Source organism: Paenibacillus turpanensis (assembly GCF_011421635.1).
Classification (GTDB): Bacteria; Bacillota; Bacilli; order Paenibacillales; family YIM-B00363; genus Paenibacillus_AK; species Paenibacillus_AK turpanensis.
This window is the reverse complement of the sequence record NZ_WTLI01000005.1, coordinates 100,159-116,655: the sequence shown is the minus strand read 5'-3', so window position 1 is coordinate 116,655 and position 16,497 is coordinate 100,159. Positions and strand designations below refer to the sequence as shown.

General features: G+C 47.4%; 16 protein-coding genes and 1 riboswitch. Of the genes, 13 read left to right on the top strand and 3 right to left on the bottom strand.

Translation table 11 applies throughout. The features are described 5' to 3' along the window. The first annotated feature begins 98 nt into the window (after positions 1 to 98). Complete coding sequence (locus GQS10_RS06270; protein ID WP_207952165.1) at positions 99 to 1,499, top strand: MATE family efflux transporter; 1,401 nt, start codon at positions 99 to 101, stop codon at positions 1,497 to 1,499. A 64-nt stretch (positions 1,500 to 1,563) separates the two neighbouring features. Here GQS10_RS06270 and GQS10_RS06265 read toward each other — a convergent pair whose 3' ends face one another. Both GQS10_RS06265 and GQS10_RS06260 read right to left on the bottom strand, forming a co-directional pair. Next, complete coding sequence (locus GQS10_RS06265) at positions 1,564 to 1,851, bottom strand: hypothetical protein (protein ID WP_166240176.1); 288 nt, start codon at positions 1,849 to 1,851, stop codon at positions 1,564 to 1,566. Between the two features lie 48 nt (positions 1,852 to 1,899). Then, positions 1,900 to 1,985, bottom strand: a riboswitch (cyclic di-GMP riboswitch). Between the two features lie 140 nt (positions 1,986 to 2,125). Further along, complete coding sequence (locus tag GQS10_RS06260; protein ID WP_166240174.1) at positions 2,126 to 2,827, bottom strand: hypothetical protein; 702 nt, start codon at positions 2,825 to 2,827, stop codon at positions 2,126 to 2,128. 207 nt (positions 2,828 to 3,034) lie between these two features. On the opposite strand from GQS10_RS06260, the gene GQS10_RS06255 reads away from it, so the two are divergent. The 5 genes from GQS10_RS06255 to cysI all read left to right on the top strand — a co-directional run bounded on the left by GQS10_RS06255 (position 3,035) and on the right by cysI (position 8,130). Beyond that, positions 3,035 to 3,616, top strand: coding sequence for a TetR/AcrR family transcriptional regulator (locus GQS10_RS06255; RefSeq protein WP_166240172.1), 582 nt, complete (start codon positions 3,035 to 3,037; stop codon positions 3,614 to 3,616). A gap of 13 nt (positions 3,617 to 3,629) precedes the next feature. Next, entirely contained in the window at positions 3,630 to 3,974 is a 345-nt protein-coding gene (locus GQS10_RS06250) for a DMT family transporter (RefSeq protein WP_166240170.1), read from the top strand. After that, positions 3,974 to 4,288: a DMT family transporter gene (locus GQS10_RS06245; protein ID WP_166240168.1), complete on the top strand. Its 315-nt coding sequence runs from the start codon at positions 3,974 to 3,976 to the stop codon at positions 4,286 to 4,288. The genes GQS10_RS06250 and GQS10_RS06245 overlap by 1 nt, the downstream gene beginning before the upstream one ends. Positions 4,289 to 4,565: 277 nt before the next feature. Beyond that, on the top strand, positions 4,566 to 6,383 hold the full coding sequence (locus GQS10_RS06240; protein ID WP_166240166.1) for an assimilatory sulfite reductase (NADPH) flavoprotein subunit: 1,818 nt from the start codon (positions 4,566 to 4,568) through the stop codon (positions 6,381 to 6,383). Positions 6,384 to 6,411: 28 nt separating this feature from the next. Then, entirely contained in the window at positions 6,412 to 8,130 is a 1,719-nt protein-coding gene (gene cysI / locus GQS10_RS06235) for an assimilatory sulfite reductase (NADPH) hemoprotein subunit (RefSeq protein ID WP_166240164.1), read from the top strand. A gap of 128 nt (positions 8,131 to 8,258) precedes the next feature. On the opposite strand, the gene GQS10_RS06230 is transcribed toward cysI, so the two are convergent. Next, complete coding sequence (locus tag GQS10_RS06230; protein ID WP_166240158.1) at positions 8,259 to 9,017, bottom strand: ZIP family metal transporter; 759 nt, start codon at positions 9,015 to 9,017, stop codon at positions 8,259 to 8,261. Positions 9,018 to 9,204: 187 nt separating this feature from the next. Between GQS10_RS06230 and GQS10_RS06225 the strand changes: the two genes are divergently transcribed. The 7 genes from GQS10_RS06225 (at position 9,205) to nikE (ending at position 16,420) form a co-directional block, all read left to right on the top strand. Beyond that, complete coding sequence (locus tag GQS10_RS06225; protein WP_243734995.1) at positions 9,205 to 10,353, top strand: TraB/GumN family protein; 1,149 nt, start codon at positions 9,205 to 9,207, stop codon at positions 10,351 to 10,353. Positions 10,354 to 10,539: 186 nt separating this feature from the next. Continuing rightward, positions 10,540 to 11,109 carry a cupin domain-containing protein gene (locus GQS10_RS06220; RefSeq protein WP_166240154.1) on the top strand — a complete coding sequence of 190 codons (570 nt, stop codon included), beginning with the start codon at positions 10,540 to 10,542 and terminating at the stop codon, positions 11,107 to 11,109. Between the two features lie 186 nt (positions 11,110 to 11,295). Then, positions 11,296 to 12,930, top strand: a complete 1,635-nt coding sequence (gene nikA, locus GQS10_RS06215) for a nickel ABC transporter substrate-binding protein (protein WP_166240152.1) — start codon at positions 11,296 to 11,298, stop codon at positions 12,928 to 12,930. 21 nt (positions 12,931 to 12,951) lie between these two features. Next, the gene (nikB, locus tag GQS10_RS06210) at positions 12,952 to 13,896 is read left to right on the top strand and encodes a nickel ABC transporter permease subunit NikB (RefSeq protein ID WP_166240150.1); all 945 of its coding nucleotides are present in this window, start codon (positions 12,952 to 12,954) and stop codon (positions 13,894 to 13,896) included. Beyond that, a complete protein-coding gene (nikC, locus tag GQS10_RS06205; RefSeq protein WP_166240148.1) occupies positions 13,893 to 14,726 on the top strand; it encodes a nickel ABC transporter permease subunit NikC in 834 nt (277 codons plus the stop codon). Before nikB ends, nikC begins: the two co-directional genes overlap by 4 nt. A gap of 16 nt (positions 14,727 to 14,742) precedes the next feature. After that, complete coding sequence (gene nikD, locus GQS10_RS06200) at positions 14,743 to 15,576, top strand: nickel import ATP-binding protein NikD (RefSeq protein WP_166240146.1); 834 nt, start codon at positions 14,743 to 14,745, stop codon at positions 15,574 to 15,576. Between the two features lie 22 nt (positions 15,577 to 15,598). Beyond that, positions 15,599 to 16,420, top strand: coding sequence for a nickel import ATP-binding protein NikE (nikE, locus tag GQS10_RS06195; RefSeq protein ID WP_166240144.1), 822 nt, complete (start codon positions 15,599 to 15,601; stop codon positions 16,418 to 16,420). Positions 16,421 to 16,497: the final 77 nt, after the last annotated feature.

Below are 16,497 nucleotides of genomic sequence, written 5' to 3'. Positions count from 1 at the left end.
GGATTACTGTCGTCCGTTTCGGTCTAGTGATGATTTCACCTTGACGATAAGATGAGGATGCAAGGATTAATTGTAACCCTGCAAAGGAGGTAAATCCATTGAGTGAAGCAGCAGCTCATGAAAAGATAGAGCAGCAGCACTTTATCTTGAACGAAAGCTTGTGGAAGGTAATGGTTCGGTTATCGTGGCCGGCGATCGTTGCAATGGTGCTCTACGGACTAAACGCTGTCATTGCCGCTGTGTTTGTCGGGCGATATATTGGTGAAACGGCATTGGCTGGCGTCTCGGTAGCGTATCCACTAACGCAAATCAGCGCTGGATTCGGCTCGCTGATCGGGGTCGGGGCCGGTTCGGTACTTAGCATCGCGATTGGCCGCAAGGATACCAAGAAACAAGAGCGGCTGCTGGGCCATGTTAATAGTCTATGCATTATTTTTACGGTCATCTATATGATCGCTGGTCTGCTTTTTTCAGAAGAGCTGATCCGTCTGATGGGCGGTGAAGGGGAAGCGTTGGCGTTGGGTGAGCTCTACTTCAGCATCACCGTGTTCGGTGCATTGTTTTGGATCTATGGGCTTGCGGCCAATATGATTGTCAGAGCCGAAGGAAAAATGAAATCGGCGGCCGTCGTCATGGGAATAGGCTTGGCGGCCGATGTGCTATTTAATTATATCTTCGTAGTTTTGCTTGACTTGGGTGTTGCAGGAGCTGCCTGGGCAACGAATGGAGGAATGCTGGTTTACACTCTGCTGGGCTGGATCTATTTTGGAAAAGGCCTTTCCTCCTTCAAAACGAATGTTTTTTCTCTACACTGGGATTCAGCTACGATCAAATCCATCCTTGGACTCGGAATGTCCGCATTGATTATGGTTGTGATGAACCTTGTGCAAGGAGTGGTCGTTTTTAATGCCCTTGCCCGATATGGAACGGTTCAGGATATCGCTTTTTATGGAGTCGTTTATCGCGTATTTACGTTCCTGCTCACACCGATATTCGGCCTAATGCGAGCGCTGCAGCCCGTTATCGGAATCAATTACGGTGCAGGGAAGAATGACCGGGTGATCAAATCCTACTATATGTTCACCCTAGCTTCGATGCTGCTTACCGTGCCGATGTGGGCGGTTTCGATGGTCGCTCCCGACGCCGTTCTTGGGCTCATGCTTCCCGACCAGGAGTTTACGGGGGAGGAGGTCACGTATTTCCGAGTTTATATGGCAATACTTCCTTTGTTGTCGGCCATTTTTATGGCGTTAACCTTTTTTCCATCCATCGAAAAAGGGAAGCCGGCGGCCATCATTGGGATCGCGAGGCAGCTTGTGCTCTATGTACCGGTTATGCTCATTGTGCCAGCAATAACGGGGGTATCGGGTATTTATTACGGCTCACTCGCCATAGATGCGTTGATGGGGCTATGGACATTGATTATGGTTAGAAAAGCATTCGCTGAGCTTCGATCCGGAATGAAGCCTCCAGCCAACCACGCGGCAGGCGTCATTTAAAAGGACTCTGGTTGTACAACAACAAAGATCCCCGCAGGTCATTCACCCGCGGGGATCGTCATTTTTAAGTATAAATACTGCTTTTTCGAATTTGCCGCATCGCGTGACTGGTGTCCTTTAACGCTCGAATCACTCTTAAAGAGATAAGCTCCGGCTTATCATTTGGTGAAACGGGTTTGAAGATCATGCTTCCAAAATCTTTAATATCGACCTTGTATCCTGCATCTCCTAATACCCTCACGTAGTCTCCGATGCTAGGACTCTTCCCATAATCCGTGTACAGCTCAAATTCCTTCATGAGTTTACGGTACTTCTCCTGAACTTCAACGGTAATAAAAAATTTGTCTTGCATGTCAGCCCCTCCTTTTTTTAAGAGGAGTAAAAAACATGTTTTTACCCCTTCGGTAGCACAGCCGCCATAGTGAAAAACACTTTAGGCCTGTAACTTTGCGTCCTTCTCTTTCGGGAAGTTTGCCTTTGTCTAAGAGATATATTCTTAAGATTAATTTTATCTAGAAAAACGCAGCGTGTATACAGGTGCTTCATTCCAAAAATGCTAAATCCAATACTCCTTTTTATATCAAATGTAAAATGCCAAATATAAGGGGCAGAGCGGTAATGTAAGCTTAAAGCGACTCATTGTCATTTTTCTCAACCATGGTATAACGCCACATGCTAGCAGCCATCCATATACACCCAATGGTAATCAAAAGTCCGTGCGCAATCCGTACGGGCTGTGCTGCGGCATACTGGGGAAGGTACAACAGAAATCCTAAAGCAATAGGAATCCCGCTCCATTTGGATAGAATTCGAGAATTCCAAACTGCCATGGCGGCAATAATGGTACCGATCGCTAGCAATACAAGCCCTCCAACAATCATGCTGAATCCGGGTCCAAAACGGATATCATGTGCCAAGCGGACCAGGCTAGGATTTTGCTCGCCGATTGCTTCTAATCCGATGGCGTACAAGCCGAAAACCTCCGCACCGTAGTAAGGCAATAGCAGTCCAGTGCCGATCCAGGATAGCAAAAGCCCGCGAAAGGAAAGTCGTTCAGCTCTAGTTCCTTGAAGAGAGATGTTGAGACCCATTAATCCGATGGTCATAAAAACGAAGGCAAATATCGCCATCACGTGAGATACGACCCACTCTGGGGAAGCAAACGCCTGAGCCCCTTGTAAGGATGCCTCATCCGAGAAAGGGCGAAATGCAGGGTAGAGCAGGAACAGAACACCTGCGACAGCTAAAGCCACAGCTCCAAGCTTAACGCGAACCGGTACGAACAACAGATGCTCAGTGGAAAACTTAATTTTCTTTTCAACGATCATGGTTTCGCTCCCTTCAACATTCCCAAATATGAACATCAACCTCATCAAAACTAACGTCATTAGTTTAACTGATGGCGTTAGTTTTTGCAAATATTTTTTTATGCATGGTCGGATAAAAATGAAGTTCGCCCGCCAGTATCCACCTTGCATTGAAATGCACCTTGTGATAAACTGACGATCGTTCGTAAGTTTTGGTGGGGGGATTGGATGACAGCTGAACACATTAGAGAACATGCCCTAAGACATTTCGCGCAAAAGGGTTACGAGGGTGCGTCCCTTGCTGATATATCTGCAGAAGTAGGGATTAAAAAGCAGTCGATTTATAATTACTTTAAAGGAAAAGATGAATTGTTCCTTGCCGTATTTCAAGACGCAGCCGCGAGGGAGATGCTTTTTGTTCAGGACTATCTAAAGCGCAGCAGCATGCTGTCGCTGGAACATATCCTGTACGGCTTTATAGACGAATACCGTAAGCGATATGAGGGAGAGCATGATACCAAGTTTTTTCTGCGAGTGGCCTTTTTTCCGCCCGGGCATTTAGAGAAGGATATTATGGATTATTGCAATCATCACCTTGATCGTATGGGAGAGCTGCTCGTGCCCGTCTTTGAGTCCGCCGTAAGGAAGGGGGAGCTGCATTCCGCTGTTTCCGTTGAGCAGGCCTCAATCGCCTTTACTGCAGTGTTGGATAGCATATTTGTTGAGCTGCTGTACGGCGGTTTAGAGCGTTCCCTAAAGAGGCTCGACGCAGCTTGGTACGTTTATTGGCGGGGCGTAAGGAACAACTAGAGGAGGCACTCGGATGAACCGCAGTTGGTTATTTATATTTATTGGTGCGTTGTTTGAAGTGGTTTGGGTAATCGGGTTTAAACATGCGCATGATTGGGTTACGTGGTCGGCAACGATTGCTTCGCTTGTGATCTCGTTTTATCTCATAATTACAGCGTCATCCCATTTACCTGTGGGTACGGTTTATGCCGTATTTACCGGCCTTGGCACAGCTGGAACAGTGGCGGCCGAAATGGTTTTGTTTGATGAACCTGTGAAGCTGATCAAGCTTTTGTTAATCGCAGTACTTTTAATCGGTGTGCTAGGTTTAAAATTATTAGGCGGCAGCACCTCGGATTCAAAGGCGGTGGAGCACTAATGGCATGGCTAACGTTATTGATTGCCGGTGTGTTTGAGGTCGTTGGAGTGCTCGGAATGAACCGGATCAAGCGGGATCATGACCGGAAGGCTTATCTTCTTTTTTTCACCGGTATTATTGTAAGCTTCGGATGTTTGAGTCTTGCGATGAGAACTCTGCCTATGGGGACAGCCTATGCCATATGGACCGGAATCGGCACGGTTGGCGGAGCGGTGGTGGGCATGCTGTTCTTCGGTGAATCGAGGGAGTGGCGCCGCATCCTGTTCATAGGCATGGTGCTGGCAGCTGCCATTGGCTTAAAGCTTACCTCCTGATTAACAGGGCGAATCGTTATCAGTTAGAGCTGCAACGCTCCGACGGATCATGGAATGAGTCGAATATTGCGATGAAGCCGCTCAGGCATGGGGCGGCTTTTGTTTTATTTTGTTGGAATCATAAGGATCATCCATAGGACTTATCAGAAATCGTTATTTCTATGAAACCGAAGATATATGTTATAGTTTTCTTTAGGGCAATTAATCTTATAAGAATGATCTGATTTCGACAATCAACAATTTTTTTGTAAATCGAACCATAGTGGGGTGTAGAGAATTGCAATTACAAGTGAATAACAGTCCGTTTAATCAGGAGCAGGTTGACCTTCTCAATCAACTTCTTCCGAAATTGGACGGTACGCAAAAGATTTGGTTAAGCGGATATCTCGCATCAGCATCGATTCAGGCAGCTTCGGGAACTCTCGGAGCCGCACAGACGGCGCCAAGCGCAGTACCGGCGGCAACGAAAGAAGTGACCGTCTTGTATGGCTCGCAGTCCGGCAATGCGGCAGGACTCGCAAAGAAAACGGCGAAAGCTTTGGAGTCGAACGGGTTTCAAGTAAACCTTTCGTCGATGAGCGATTTTAAAACGAATCAGCTCAAAAAGGTGCAGCAGCTGCTCATCGTTGTCAGTACACATGGAGAAGGCGAACCGCCGGATAATGCGATTGCATTCCATGAATTTTTGTACAGCAAGCGGGCACCGCAGCTGAATGGCCTAAGCTTCTCGGTGTTATCAATTGGCGACAGCTCGTACGAGTTATTTTGCAAGACAGGAAAAGATTTCGATTCCCGTCTCGAAGAGCTCGGTGCAGCCCGCTTGTATCCGCGAGTCGATTGCGACGTTGACTTTGAAGAGCCGGCAGCGGAATGGCTGCAGAGCGTTATTAACCGCTTAAAAGAAGGTCAGGCGGGAGCGGCAGCACCCACCGTATCGGAAGGGACAGCTGTAGCTGCAGTAGAATCGTCCTATTCCAGAAAAAATCCTTTTCAGGCGGAAGTGTTGGCAAATCTCAATTTGAACGGCCGCGGGTCCAATAAAGAAACGCGTCATCTCGAGCTGTCGCTTGATGGTTCGGGTCTCACATATCAACCCGGAGACAGCCTCGGCATGTTCCCGCAAAACGATCCGGCGCTTGTGGATCTTCTGCTGGAGCAGACGAAATGGAATCCGGATGAGCAGGTGACGATCAATAAAGAAGGAGATCGCCTGCCGCTGCGCCAAGCACTGATCGAGTATTTTGAATTTACGGTTTTAAGCAAACCGCTTTTCGAAAAATTAGCCGCTTTGGCAGCAAACAAGGAAGCGTTGGAGCTGCTGGAAGCAGGCAATAGAGAGCAGTTCAAGGCCTACATTCACGGACGCGATCTTGTCGACTTCATCCGTGACTATGGTCCATTAGAGGCAAGCGCCCAAGATGTGGTGTCCCTGCTTCGGAAGATGCCTGCACGCTTGTATTCGATTGCCAGCTCTCAGGCTGCGAATCCTGAGGAAGTGCATCTAACGATCGGTGCGGTTCGTTACGACGCGCATGGACGTCAGCGTAAGGGCGTATGCTCCATCTTCTGCGCAGAACGTCTTCAGCCTGGAGATACCGTTTCTGTATTCATCCAGCCGAATTCGAACTTTAAGCTTCCGGAAGACCCGAGTACGCCGGTTATCTTAGTAGGGCCGGGCACAGGCATTGCTCCATTCCGGGCATTCATGCAGGAGCGCGAAGAAATTGGCGCTTCCGGTCCAGCTTGGCTGTTCTTTGGCGATCAGCATTTCGTTACGGACTTCCTGTACCAAACGGAATGGCAGCGGTGGATCAAGGATGGCGTGCTTACCCGTATGGATGTGGCATTTTCGCGTGATACAGAAGAAAAGGTCTATGTGCAGCACCGTATGCTGCAGCAAAGCAAAGAGTTGTTTGCATGGCTGGAGCAAGGCGCAGCTTTCTATATTTGTGGTGACGGCAAGGTCATGGCTAAGGATGTTCATCAAACATTGGTGGATATCATTGAGAAAGAAGGCGGCATGAGCCGAGAGAAAGCGGAAGAATACCTCGCTGAAATGCAGAAGAACAAGCGGTACCAGAGGGACGTATACTGATTTTGTTTTGAGAGGAGATCTACTGAGAATGGCAAACACGAAATTAAGCAGGCCCGAGGGCGCTCCAAGCGATGTAGAACGAATTAAACACGAAAGTAATTACTTGCGCGGCAGCCTTAAGGCATCAATGCTGGAGCCACTTAGCGCCGGAATCCCGGACGACGATAACCGATTAATGAAGTTCCATGGCAGCTACCTGCAGGACGACCGCGATCTGCGCAACGAGCGGCAGAAGCAAAAGCTTGAGCCTGCTTATCAGTTCATGCTGCGCGTGCGTATGCCTGCCGGCGTAGCTCAGCCAGGGCAATGGCTCGTCATGGATGAGTTGGCTCAAAAATACGGAAATGGCACCTTGAAGCTGACGACACGGCAGACGTTCCAGATGCACGGGATTTTGAAGTGGAACATGAAGAAAACGATTCAAACCATCCATCAATCGCTGCTTGATACGATTGCTGCGTGCGGAGACGTAAACCGTAACGTAATGTGTAACCCGAATCCGTACCAATCGGAGATTCATGCCGAGGTGTATGAATGGGCAAAGCGGTTAAGCGACGATTTGCTGCCAAGAACGAGAGCTTATCATGAGCTTTGGTTAGACGAGGAGCTCGTGGCTTCAACTCCGGAGCAGGATGAAGTTGAGCCGATGTACGGACCGCTTTATTTGCCGCGTAAATTTAAAATCGGCATTGCGGTGCCGCCTTCCAACGATATCGACGTCTATTCACAGGATTTAGGCTTTATTGCGATTATCGAGGATGATCGCCTTGTAGGCTTTAACGTTGCCATCGGCGGTGGAATGGGGATGTCGCATGGCGACAAGGAAACCTACCCGCAGCTTGCTAAGGTTATCGGCTTCTGTAAGCCGGAGCAGATTTACGACGTAGCCGAGAAAATCATTATGATTCAGCGCGACTACGGCAATCGCTCCCAGCGCAAGAACGCCCGCTTCAAATATACCGTCGATCGCCTCGGACTTGAGAACGTGAAAGCGGAACTGGAGCAGCGCCTGGGCTGGACCTTAAGCGAAGCCAAGCCATATCATTTTAACGATAATGGCGACCGGTACGGCTGGGTTCAAGGCGTCGGTGACAAATGGCACTTCACGATGTTCGTCCAAGGCGGACGCATCACGGATTACGAGGGCTACCCGCTGATGACGGGCTTGCGTGAAATCGCAAAGGTGCATACCGGTGATTTCCGTTTAACGGCGAACCAAAACTTGATTATCGCGAATGTTACTTCGCAAAAGAAGGCAGAGATAAGCGAGCTGATCGAACGTTATGGTCTGAACGACGGCAAGCAGTATTCCGGTCTTCGCCGCAGCTCTATGGCATGCGTAGCGCTCCCAACGTGCGGACTGGCTATGGCCGAAGCCGAACGTTATCTGCCTGTACTCATCGACAAAATTGATGGAATTTTGGATGAGAATGGATTGCGGGACGAAGAAATTACGATTCGTATGACTGGCTGCCCGAACGGCTGTGCACGCCATGCACTCGGTGAAATCGGGTTTATCGGAAAAGCGCCGGGCAAATACAATATGTATTTAGGCGCTGCATTTGACGGCAGCCGCTTAAGTAAGATGTATCGTGAAAATATCGGCGAGGAAGAAATCCTCCGCGAGCTTGGAGTATTACTACCTCGCTATGCGAAGGAAAGAGAGAGCGGGGAGCACTTCGGCGACTTTGTGGTTCGCGCCGGTGTGATCGCTGCGACAACGGACGGTACTAACTTCCACGAGTAATAATCATCCTTAGTAAACCCGTAGATGGGCACAGGTTACGTGTCCTTTTACGGGTTTTTCACATGTACGGTAAGCACATGTAGTTGATCACTACGATGTGGGAAGGGTCCTGTTGTCCATTTTTCACTCTAGTGGAGAAAGTGGATTCCGAAATAACTTAGAAGGCCCCCAAGCCCAAAGAATAACAATCCTTTACGAATACCTAGACTTTTAAGGGCCGGGCGTGTGATTTCGTAACAAACGAGATGCATAATGACTCCAATGGCTATACTCAACATAAATGAATACACATGACTGTATTTTAACAGCAGAGCAGCACCGGAAAGGACACCCAGACCTGTAGCGGATCCGATAAACAAGAATGGAAACAGAAGAGCGGTCCCATATTTTCGGGACGCAATTAAGGGTACGGCGACTAATAATCCCTCTGGAATCGAGTGAAGGATCATCACACTAATTATGGGGATTGCTTCATGAACAGATTGATTCAATGCGAGACCTATGGCTGCGCCCGCCGGAATATTGTGAAGCGCAATAGCAATACATAATAATAGTGAAGTTTGAAATGCACGATCAGCTAATAACGGTGGGGAAATGATAACGACGTTGTCGTATAGGTTATGGACAAGCAGGGCAAGGGTAAGTCCCGAAGCGATGCCAATCATCGCTAGAATAGGGTTTCCGTTTTCCAAAGCATGTGGAATCAACTCTAGAGCAATGAGGACTGAAAGTAATCCCGAGCACATCATGAACATTTTGGCTTGAAAATGATTTTGGAGCCTCTTTGTCAGCAAGGCAATCACGCAACCGATTTGGATTCCGATTCCACCAATTATACTTCCGATGAAAGCAATCGTTAATAATCTCATACTTTCACTGCTTATCATTGTTCCACCCTCTCTAGGGATTACGATATGAGTGCCCTGTACTATATATAGATATCAGTCTAAAAACAATGTATGCCCAAGCATGGTGGAAAGAACCGGAAAAATATTTCTTATTATGGTATAATTAATAGGTTACTAGATTCTTGAGAGGAGCTTTTGAATTTTGAAGAACCATTTGTTTCGAAAAATGAGCGTAACGCTCTTATCTGCGACGATGCTTGCAGCAGCAGTCCCGGCCTATGCGGCTGCAGATCAGGTCGAGGTGCTGGTTAACGGCAAGATCGTTGATTATGGAGCGGTTGCTCCGTTTATTGAGGAAGGAACAACGCTGGTGCCCATGGAACCGACATTGAAGGCGTTGAACATTTCGGCGGATACGGTCAAGCTGCCGACGGCGCCGAGGGAAATCAACGGCGAATCGTACGTTCCGCTTCGCGCAATTGGAGAAGCGGCCGGTTTTGAGGTAAAATGGGACGCGGCTTCATACTCTGTTCTGCTTGTATCCACGATTCCGACCGAAGATGGTGCACGCGGATTTTTATGGGAAGTAGTAAGCCATGACGGTGATAAGGTATATTTGGTAGGCTCCATGCATATCGCCGACGACAGCTTCTACCCATTGCACGAATCTTTCGAGCAGGCGTTCGCGGAATCAGAGTATCTCGGCGTGGAGATCGATGTAAGCAAGGCGGCGGACCCGGAAGTTCAAAAGCTAGTAAGCAGCTTGGGGATGTATCAAAACGGAACAACGTTAAAAGATCATATCTCCGAAGAAACATATACGGCACTCGGTGAAATTTTGAAGAAGAACGGAATGGCGACGAACGCACTCGATAGCTTCAAGCCATGGGTTGCCGAAACGACGATCGCCACGCTGCAGTCCATGCAAGCAGGATATGAAGCGCAAATCGGCATCGATCTGTATTTTACCCAAAAGGCGGCGGAACGTGACATTCCTTTAATCGAATTGGAATCGTACGAGTCTCAGCTCAATATGTTTAACGGATTTTCAAAGGAGCTTCAGGAATTTACGCTGAAGTCCACCATAGAAAACTACGATTCGCTTGGAGAAACGGTAGATCAAATGGCTAAGGTATGGAAAAAGGGTGACGAGGCCGGGCTGCTGGAGCTTATCGGCGAGATGGCCGAGAATGAAGAGTATAACCAAGCCATGCTGGTGGATCGGAATATTCAGATGGCGGACAAAATCGAAGGCTTTCTCAACGATCCGGAAGAAGCGGACTACTTCGTCGTCGTCGGCGCTGCCCATTTCCCAGGGGAAGACGGTATCGTGAAGCTGCTTGAGGAGAAAGGCTACGACGTCGTTAGGAAATAATTGCATGTATTTTCAGAAGCCCAAGCTCTTGCGTACGTCTTCGTCAAGAGCTTGGGCTTTATTGTCTTACATGGATTCCTTTGTTTCAAGTCCAGCTGGAATATACGACGGGAAACCCTCTAGGAACACATCCGAAAAATGGGCATATGTTGGAGTAATTTCGACTGGAGGGAATGAAAAATTCTGATGTATGTTTATCCTCAAGGCCCTGTAGCCCCAACGTATCCATACTCTTGGCAACCGTATCCGTCGTACCCTTATTACACATACCCCCAATATGTAATGAGTTACCCCCCTGTGTATCCGACTCCGTATAACCGAGAATACTTTCGTGAGCAGTCTAGGAAGGAAATTAAAGACTATGGAAAACAGTCGTTTGTAGTTAACATCGAACAAATTACCAAACAAAACACTACGTACCGTACTGCGATATGGACGGGAGAGCATTTCCAAGTAACCGTGATGAGCATTCCGGTTGGCGGGGATATCGGTTTAGAGGTACATCCTACGACGGATCAATTTATTCGTATCGAAGAAGGCCAGGGCCTTGTTGAGATGGGAGATTCGAAGGATCGTTTAGATTTTACAATGAACGCTTATGACGATTTCGCAATTATGGTTCCTGCTGGAAAATGGCACAATTTAACGAATACCGGAGATAAGCCTTTAAAGGTGTATGTCATTTACGCGCCTCCGGAGCATCCGTTTGGTACCGTTCATCCAACGAAAGCGGATGCGATGGCATCCCATACTTAATCTCATCGACAGCACGTTTAGAACGTAGTGCTATGAACCAATGAGCCGCCCGGACTCATTGGTTTTTTCGATATCAATATTACCAATGGAAGATTAATACATTGACATTTCGGTACAAGCTAACGTATGATGTCCTAGACATTGATAATCATTATCAATGAGAGAGAGAAAGGGGTCATTTATTATATGTTAGCAACAAAGAGAAAAAACCTGCTTCTCAGCATGTCTTTAGTTGTGGCTTTATCCGCCTCAATCATCGGCTGCTCTACACAAAACCCGGAAGCCACACCTAGCGAAGCAGCAGAAAATGCAAAAGCGGGTAGTCAGGAAAAAACGATTACGATGTCCTGGCCAAGGGATGTTGGGCCGATGAATCCTCACCTATATAATCCTTCTCAGTTATTTGCGCAATCTATGATCTACGAACCGCTTGTTACATATAAGGATGGAAAAATTGAGCCTCATTTGGCAGAGGACTGGACGATCTCGCCTGATGGTAAGGAATATACGTTCAAGATCCGCAGCAATGTCAAATTTTCCGATGGATCTGCTTTTACTGCAGCGTCTGCGAAAAAGAACCTAGATGCGGTTATGAAAAATATGAAGCTGCATACGTGGCTGGGTGTTATTAATGTGCTTGAAAAAACGGAGGTAGTCGACGACTCCACGTTTAAAATGACGCTGAAAGAGCCGTATTATTCCACTTTGTACGATCTTGCCGTTGTTCGTCCTGTACGTTTTCTTGCGGAAGCGGGCTTTCCTGACGACGGGGACACTTCCAAGGGCGTGAAATCTCCAATTGGCACCGGTCCGTGGGTATTAAGCGAGTATAAGAAGGATGAGTATGCAGCATTTACTCCAAATCCGAATTATTGGGGAGACAAGCCTAAAATCGACAAAGTCATCGTAAAAGTTGTTCCGGATGCGGAAACCCGAGTGCTTGCTTTTGAAAAAGGGGATCTGGACCTAATCTTTGGTGAAGGTGTAATCAGCTTTGATGCATACAAGCAGCTTGAGCAATCAGGCAAATATGTAACTAAGCTGTCCGAGCCAGTCGGAACAAGAAACCTGGTGCTTAATACGATGAATGAAAGGCTGACTGATCTTCGAGTGCGTCAGGCTCTTCACCTAAGCTTTAATAAGAAAGCAATGGTCGAAGGGGTAACGATGGGGCTGGAGGAAAAGGCCGACAACATTTTACCGAAAAACCTGCCTTACTCCAATATTGACGTAAATTCAGTTGAGTACAATGTCGAAAAGGCAAAAGCATTACTGGAAGAAGCGGGCTGGAAGCTGCCAGCGGGAAAAACGGTTCGTGAGAAGGATGGAAAAACGCTAGAGCTAGAATTGATTTACGACAAGGCGGATTTGACTCAGAAGGCAATGGCCGAAACGCTGCAAGCCGAATGGTCCGCAATTGGAGTTCAATTGAAAATTACGGGCGTTGAATTAACGGTATACATCCAGCGCAGAAAAGCCAATGAATTCGATATGAATTTCTACTCCAATTTCGGTGCGCCGTACGACCCGCATTCCTTTATGACGGCGGTTGTACAGAAGGGGTATGGGGTTTCAGATACGCTAGTAGCTCTTCCTATGAAGGCTGAGATTGACCAGAAAGTCAATGAGGGAATGAAAACGACGGATGAGAAAAAGCGTACAGAGTTATTTAAGTCCGTTCTGACTACGCTTCAAGAACAATCCTCCATCATCCCGATCTCGTACATTAAGAAGATTGCCGTATATCAAAAGGACGTAAGTACCTTCCATTTCCCGTCCAACCGTGATGAGCATCCGTTTTACGGGATCGAAACGAAGTAGTAAAAACGCAGGAGGCAATACATGGGCATTTATATCGGGAAACGAATTCTTTCCATAATACCAATTGTGCTGTTTGCCTCGTTTCTCATGTTTGTAATGATCAAAATGGGACCTGTGGACCCGGCCGAAGCTTATTTGGCCGCGGCCCACATTCATCCCGACGATGAAGTGTTAGCGGCCAAGCGGCATGAGTTCGGCTTAGACAAGCCCTTAGTTGTACAATATATTGATTCTGTGATAAAGATGTGCCGACTCGACTTCGGCATGTCTTATATTACGAATGAGCCCGTTTGGAAAGAAGTTGCAATGAAATTGCCTGCAACGTTACAGCTCGCCTTCAGCAGTATTATTCTTGCATTCCTCGTCAGTGTGCCTCTCGGCTTCTTATCAGCGATCTATAAGAATAGTATGATCGATTATGTAGGCAGGGCGCTTGCCTATGTGGGAGCCTGTATTCCGATATTTTGGCTGGGGTACTTATTAGTTTATTTCTTTTCCGTTAAACTGGATTGGCTTCCCGTCGAAGGCAGAGGGAGCTGGCAGCATCTTGTGCTGCCGTCCGTAACCTTGGCACTGTGGTTAATCGCCATCTACACGCGCTTGCTTCGAACAACGGTGTTAGAGGAACTACAGGAATCGTATGTTCGCTACGCCAGAACCCGAGGGATTCAAGAGAGAGTGATTATGTTTAAGTATGTGTTGAAGGTTGCCATTCAACCGATGATTACCGGGCTGGGTATGCATATGGGGAAACTGATAACCGGAGCAGTCATCGTAGAGCAAGTCTTCTCATGGCCGGGTTTTGGGCGATATTTTCTTCAATCCATTGTGAACCGCGATATACCGGTTATCCAATGCTATGTGCTGCTTACTGTTTGTATCGTTGTTGGATGTAACCTCCTTGTCGATCTGCTTCAATTGTACATGGATCCCCGAATTTCTCGGAAAGGAAGGGCGGACCAGTGATTGAAGGATTGCGAAAAGGGTTGAAAAGCAGAAAGATGATCGTCATATGTACGATCATTATCGTTTTTTTCTTTCTCATTAGTGTACTGGCTCCTTGGATCTCACCTCATGATCCAATCAAGGTAAACTTGGCGATTAAACTGCAAGCCCCTACATTGGAGTATCCGCTTGGGACGGACCACTTAGGCCGCTGTAATCTATCCAGACTTCTCTACGGTGCGCGCGTTTCCCTAGGTTATGCTACTCTCATTTTCATCTCCTCTCTGGGGATCGGGTTATTTGTCGGAACCATTTCCGGTTACCGAGGCGGATGGCTCGATGCAATGCTGATGCGGTTTTGCGAGGGGGTCATGGCGTTCCCAAGTCTAATCCTGGTACTTGGTCTAGTCGGTATTTTCGGTCCGGGCATGCTTCAATTAATATTTGCTTTAATGATGGTACAATGGGTGTATTTTGCGCGTATGTTTCGGAATTTGGTTGTCAGCTTGAAGGAACGAAACTTTATAACGGCGGCGCGGATAAGCGGCTCAAGTCAATGGCAAATCATTCGAAGGCACATGATTCCAAACATTTTGCCTCCGGTCCTTGTCGTCGGTACGCTCGAAATGGGTTGGGCAATCATGGACATTTCAGCAATGTCATTTTTGGGATTGGGCATTCAGCCGCCTACACCAGAGTGGGGCGCTATGATCAATGAAGGGAAATCCTATATTCGAAATCATCCGCAGCTGATGATCTATCCGGGAATCCTGATCGTCGTCGTTGTAGCTACTTTTAACCTATTGGGTGAAGCTTTGTCAGAACGTTTTGGTGTCAAACGAGGTTTCTAGAGAAGGAATGAGGGCAATGGTCGAACAAACAAGCCATGTATTGCAGGTGAAAGGCCTGAAGGTATCCGTCAAATCGGAACAGGGAAATGTGCCGCTTATCCATGCTGTTGATTTTGAACTGAATTCGGGTCGCGTACTTGGTCTTGTGGGGGAAAGCGGAAGCGGCAAGACGGTCACCTCGTTATCCATAATGCAGATGCTGGATCGAAAAACGACCTCCATTGAAGGCAGTATTCGTTTGAATTCACGAGAACTAAATGGGATGAAAGACGATGAAATGCGCCGGGTCAGAGGGAAAGAGATTGCTTTTATTATGCAAAATCCGATGAATGCGTTCTCCCCTGTGAATACCATAGGTTCACAATTTATCGATACGATACGAACACATACGAACGCAAGCAAAAAGCAAGCAGCGGAATTGGCCATCAGCGCGATGCTGGATGTAAATTTACCTCATCCTTCGGAGTTATTGCGACTGTACCCCTTTGAATTGAGCGGAGGCATGCTCCAGAGAGTCATGATCGCTTTATGCGTGTGCTTGAAACCGTCCGTTATTATTGCAGATGAGCCTACGACTGCACTGGATGTGACGAATCAGCTGCAGGTGCTGCGGCAATTAGACCGAGTTCGCCAAGAACACGGCACGTCGATCCTTTTAATTTCGCATGATCTAGGCGTGATCGCTGAACTGGCTGATGATGTTGCCGTGATGCAGCATGGCCGAATTGTGGAGCAAGCGGATGTTTTTGAGCTGTTCGACAGCCCGAAGCATACATACACGAAAACTTTGCTCGCTGCAAGACCTATGCTTCAATTAACCCCACAGATGGCCAACTGTATATGGACATGACCCTAGGAAAGAGGTGAGTAAAATGACATTGCTTCAAGTGAACGAGGTAACGCATGCTTACTCCTCTTCGAACCTTTTTAGACGCCGCAAAGGTACTGCAAATGTACTGCAGAACGTATCGCTCCGTATTGAGGAAGGAACTTGTTTGGGACTTCTGGGAGCGAGCGGGGCGGGTAAAAGCACCTTGGGGAAAGTTGTTCTAGGCTTGGAACGACCAAAGCAGGGGCAAGTCCTATTTCAAGGACACGACCTCTATGAGATGGATCTGAAAACCCGCAGGAAGCTGCGAAGAAACCTCCAAGTTGTCTTCCAAGATTGTTATTCTGCAGTCAATCCAAGGATGACAGCCGAAAAAATCATTGGGGAGCCCTTGAGCAATTACGAGAAATTATCAGTTCAAGAGCAGAAGAGTGTTGTTGGAGAGCTGATGGAGCGAGTCGGATTAAGCTCAGCAGATATGGGGAAATATCCCCATCAATTCAGCGGCGGCCAACTACAGCGGATCAACATCGCACGAGCGATTGCTTTAAAACCGAAGCTGATCGTACTGGACGAAGCGGTAAGCAGCCTTGATATGGTAAATCAAACCAAAATATTGCATTTACTGAATGAGTTGAGGTCAACGTTTGGCTTGTCCTATTTGTTTATTACCCATGATATCAAAGCGGCGTACACGATTTCTGATTCCTTAGCTGTCATGGAGAAGGGACAAGTGGCCGAGTACTGTGAGAACAAAGAGCAGTTTCTGCTGTCGTCTCACCCTGCGGTGAAAGGGTTACTGGGGTCCGTGCTCTCAGAACACCCGCGTTACCGCTCGAAAGAACGATTATATACAAGTAAATGATACTTTTATGCTACGAACCCATAAAACATAGAGGAATATCGTAACCAAACCCGCGTAAACCGCGGGTCTTTTTGTTT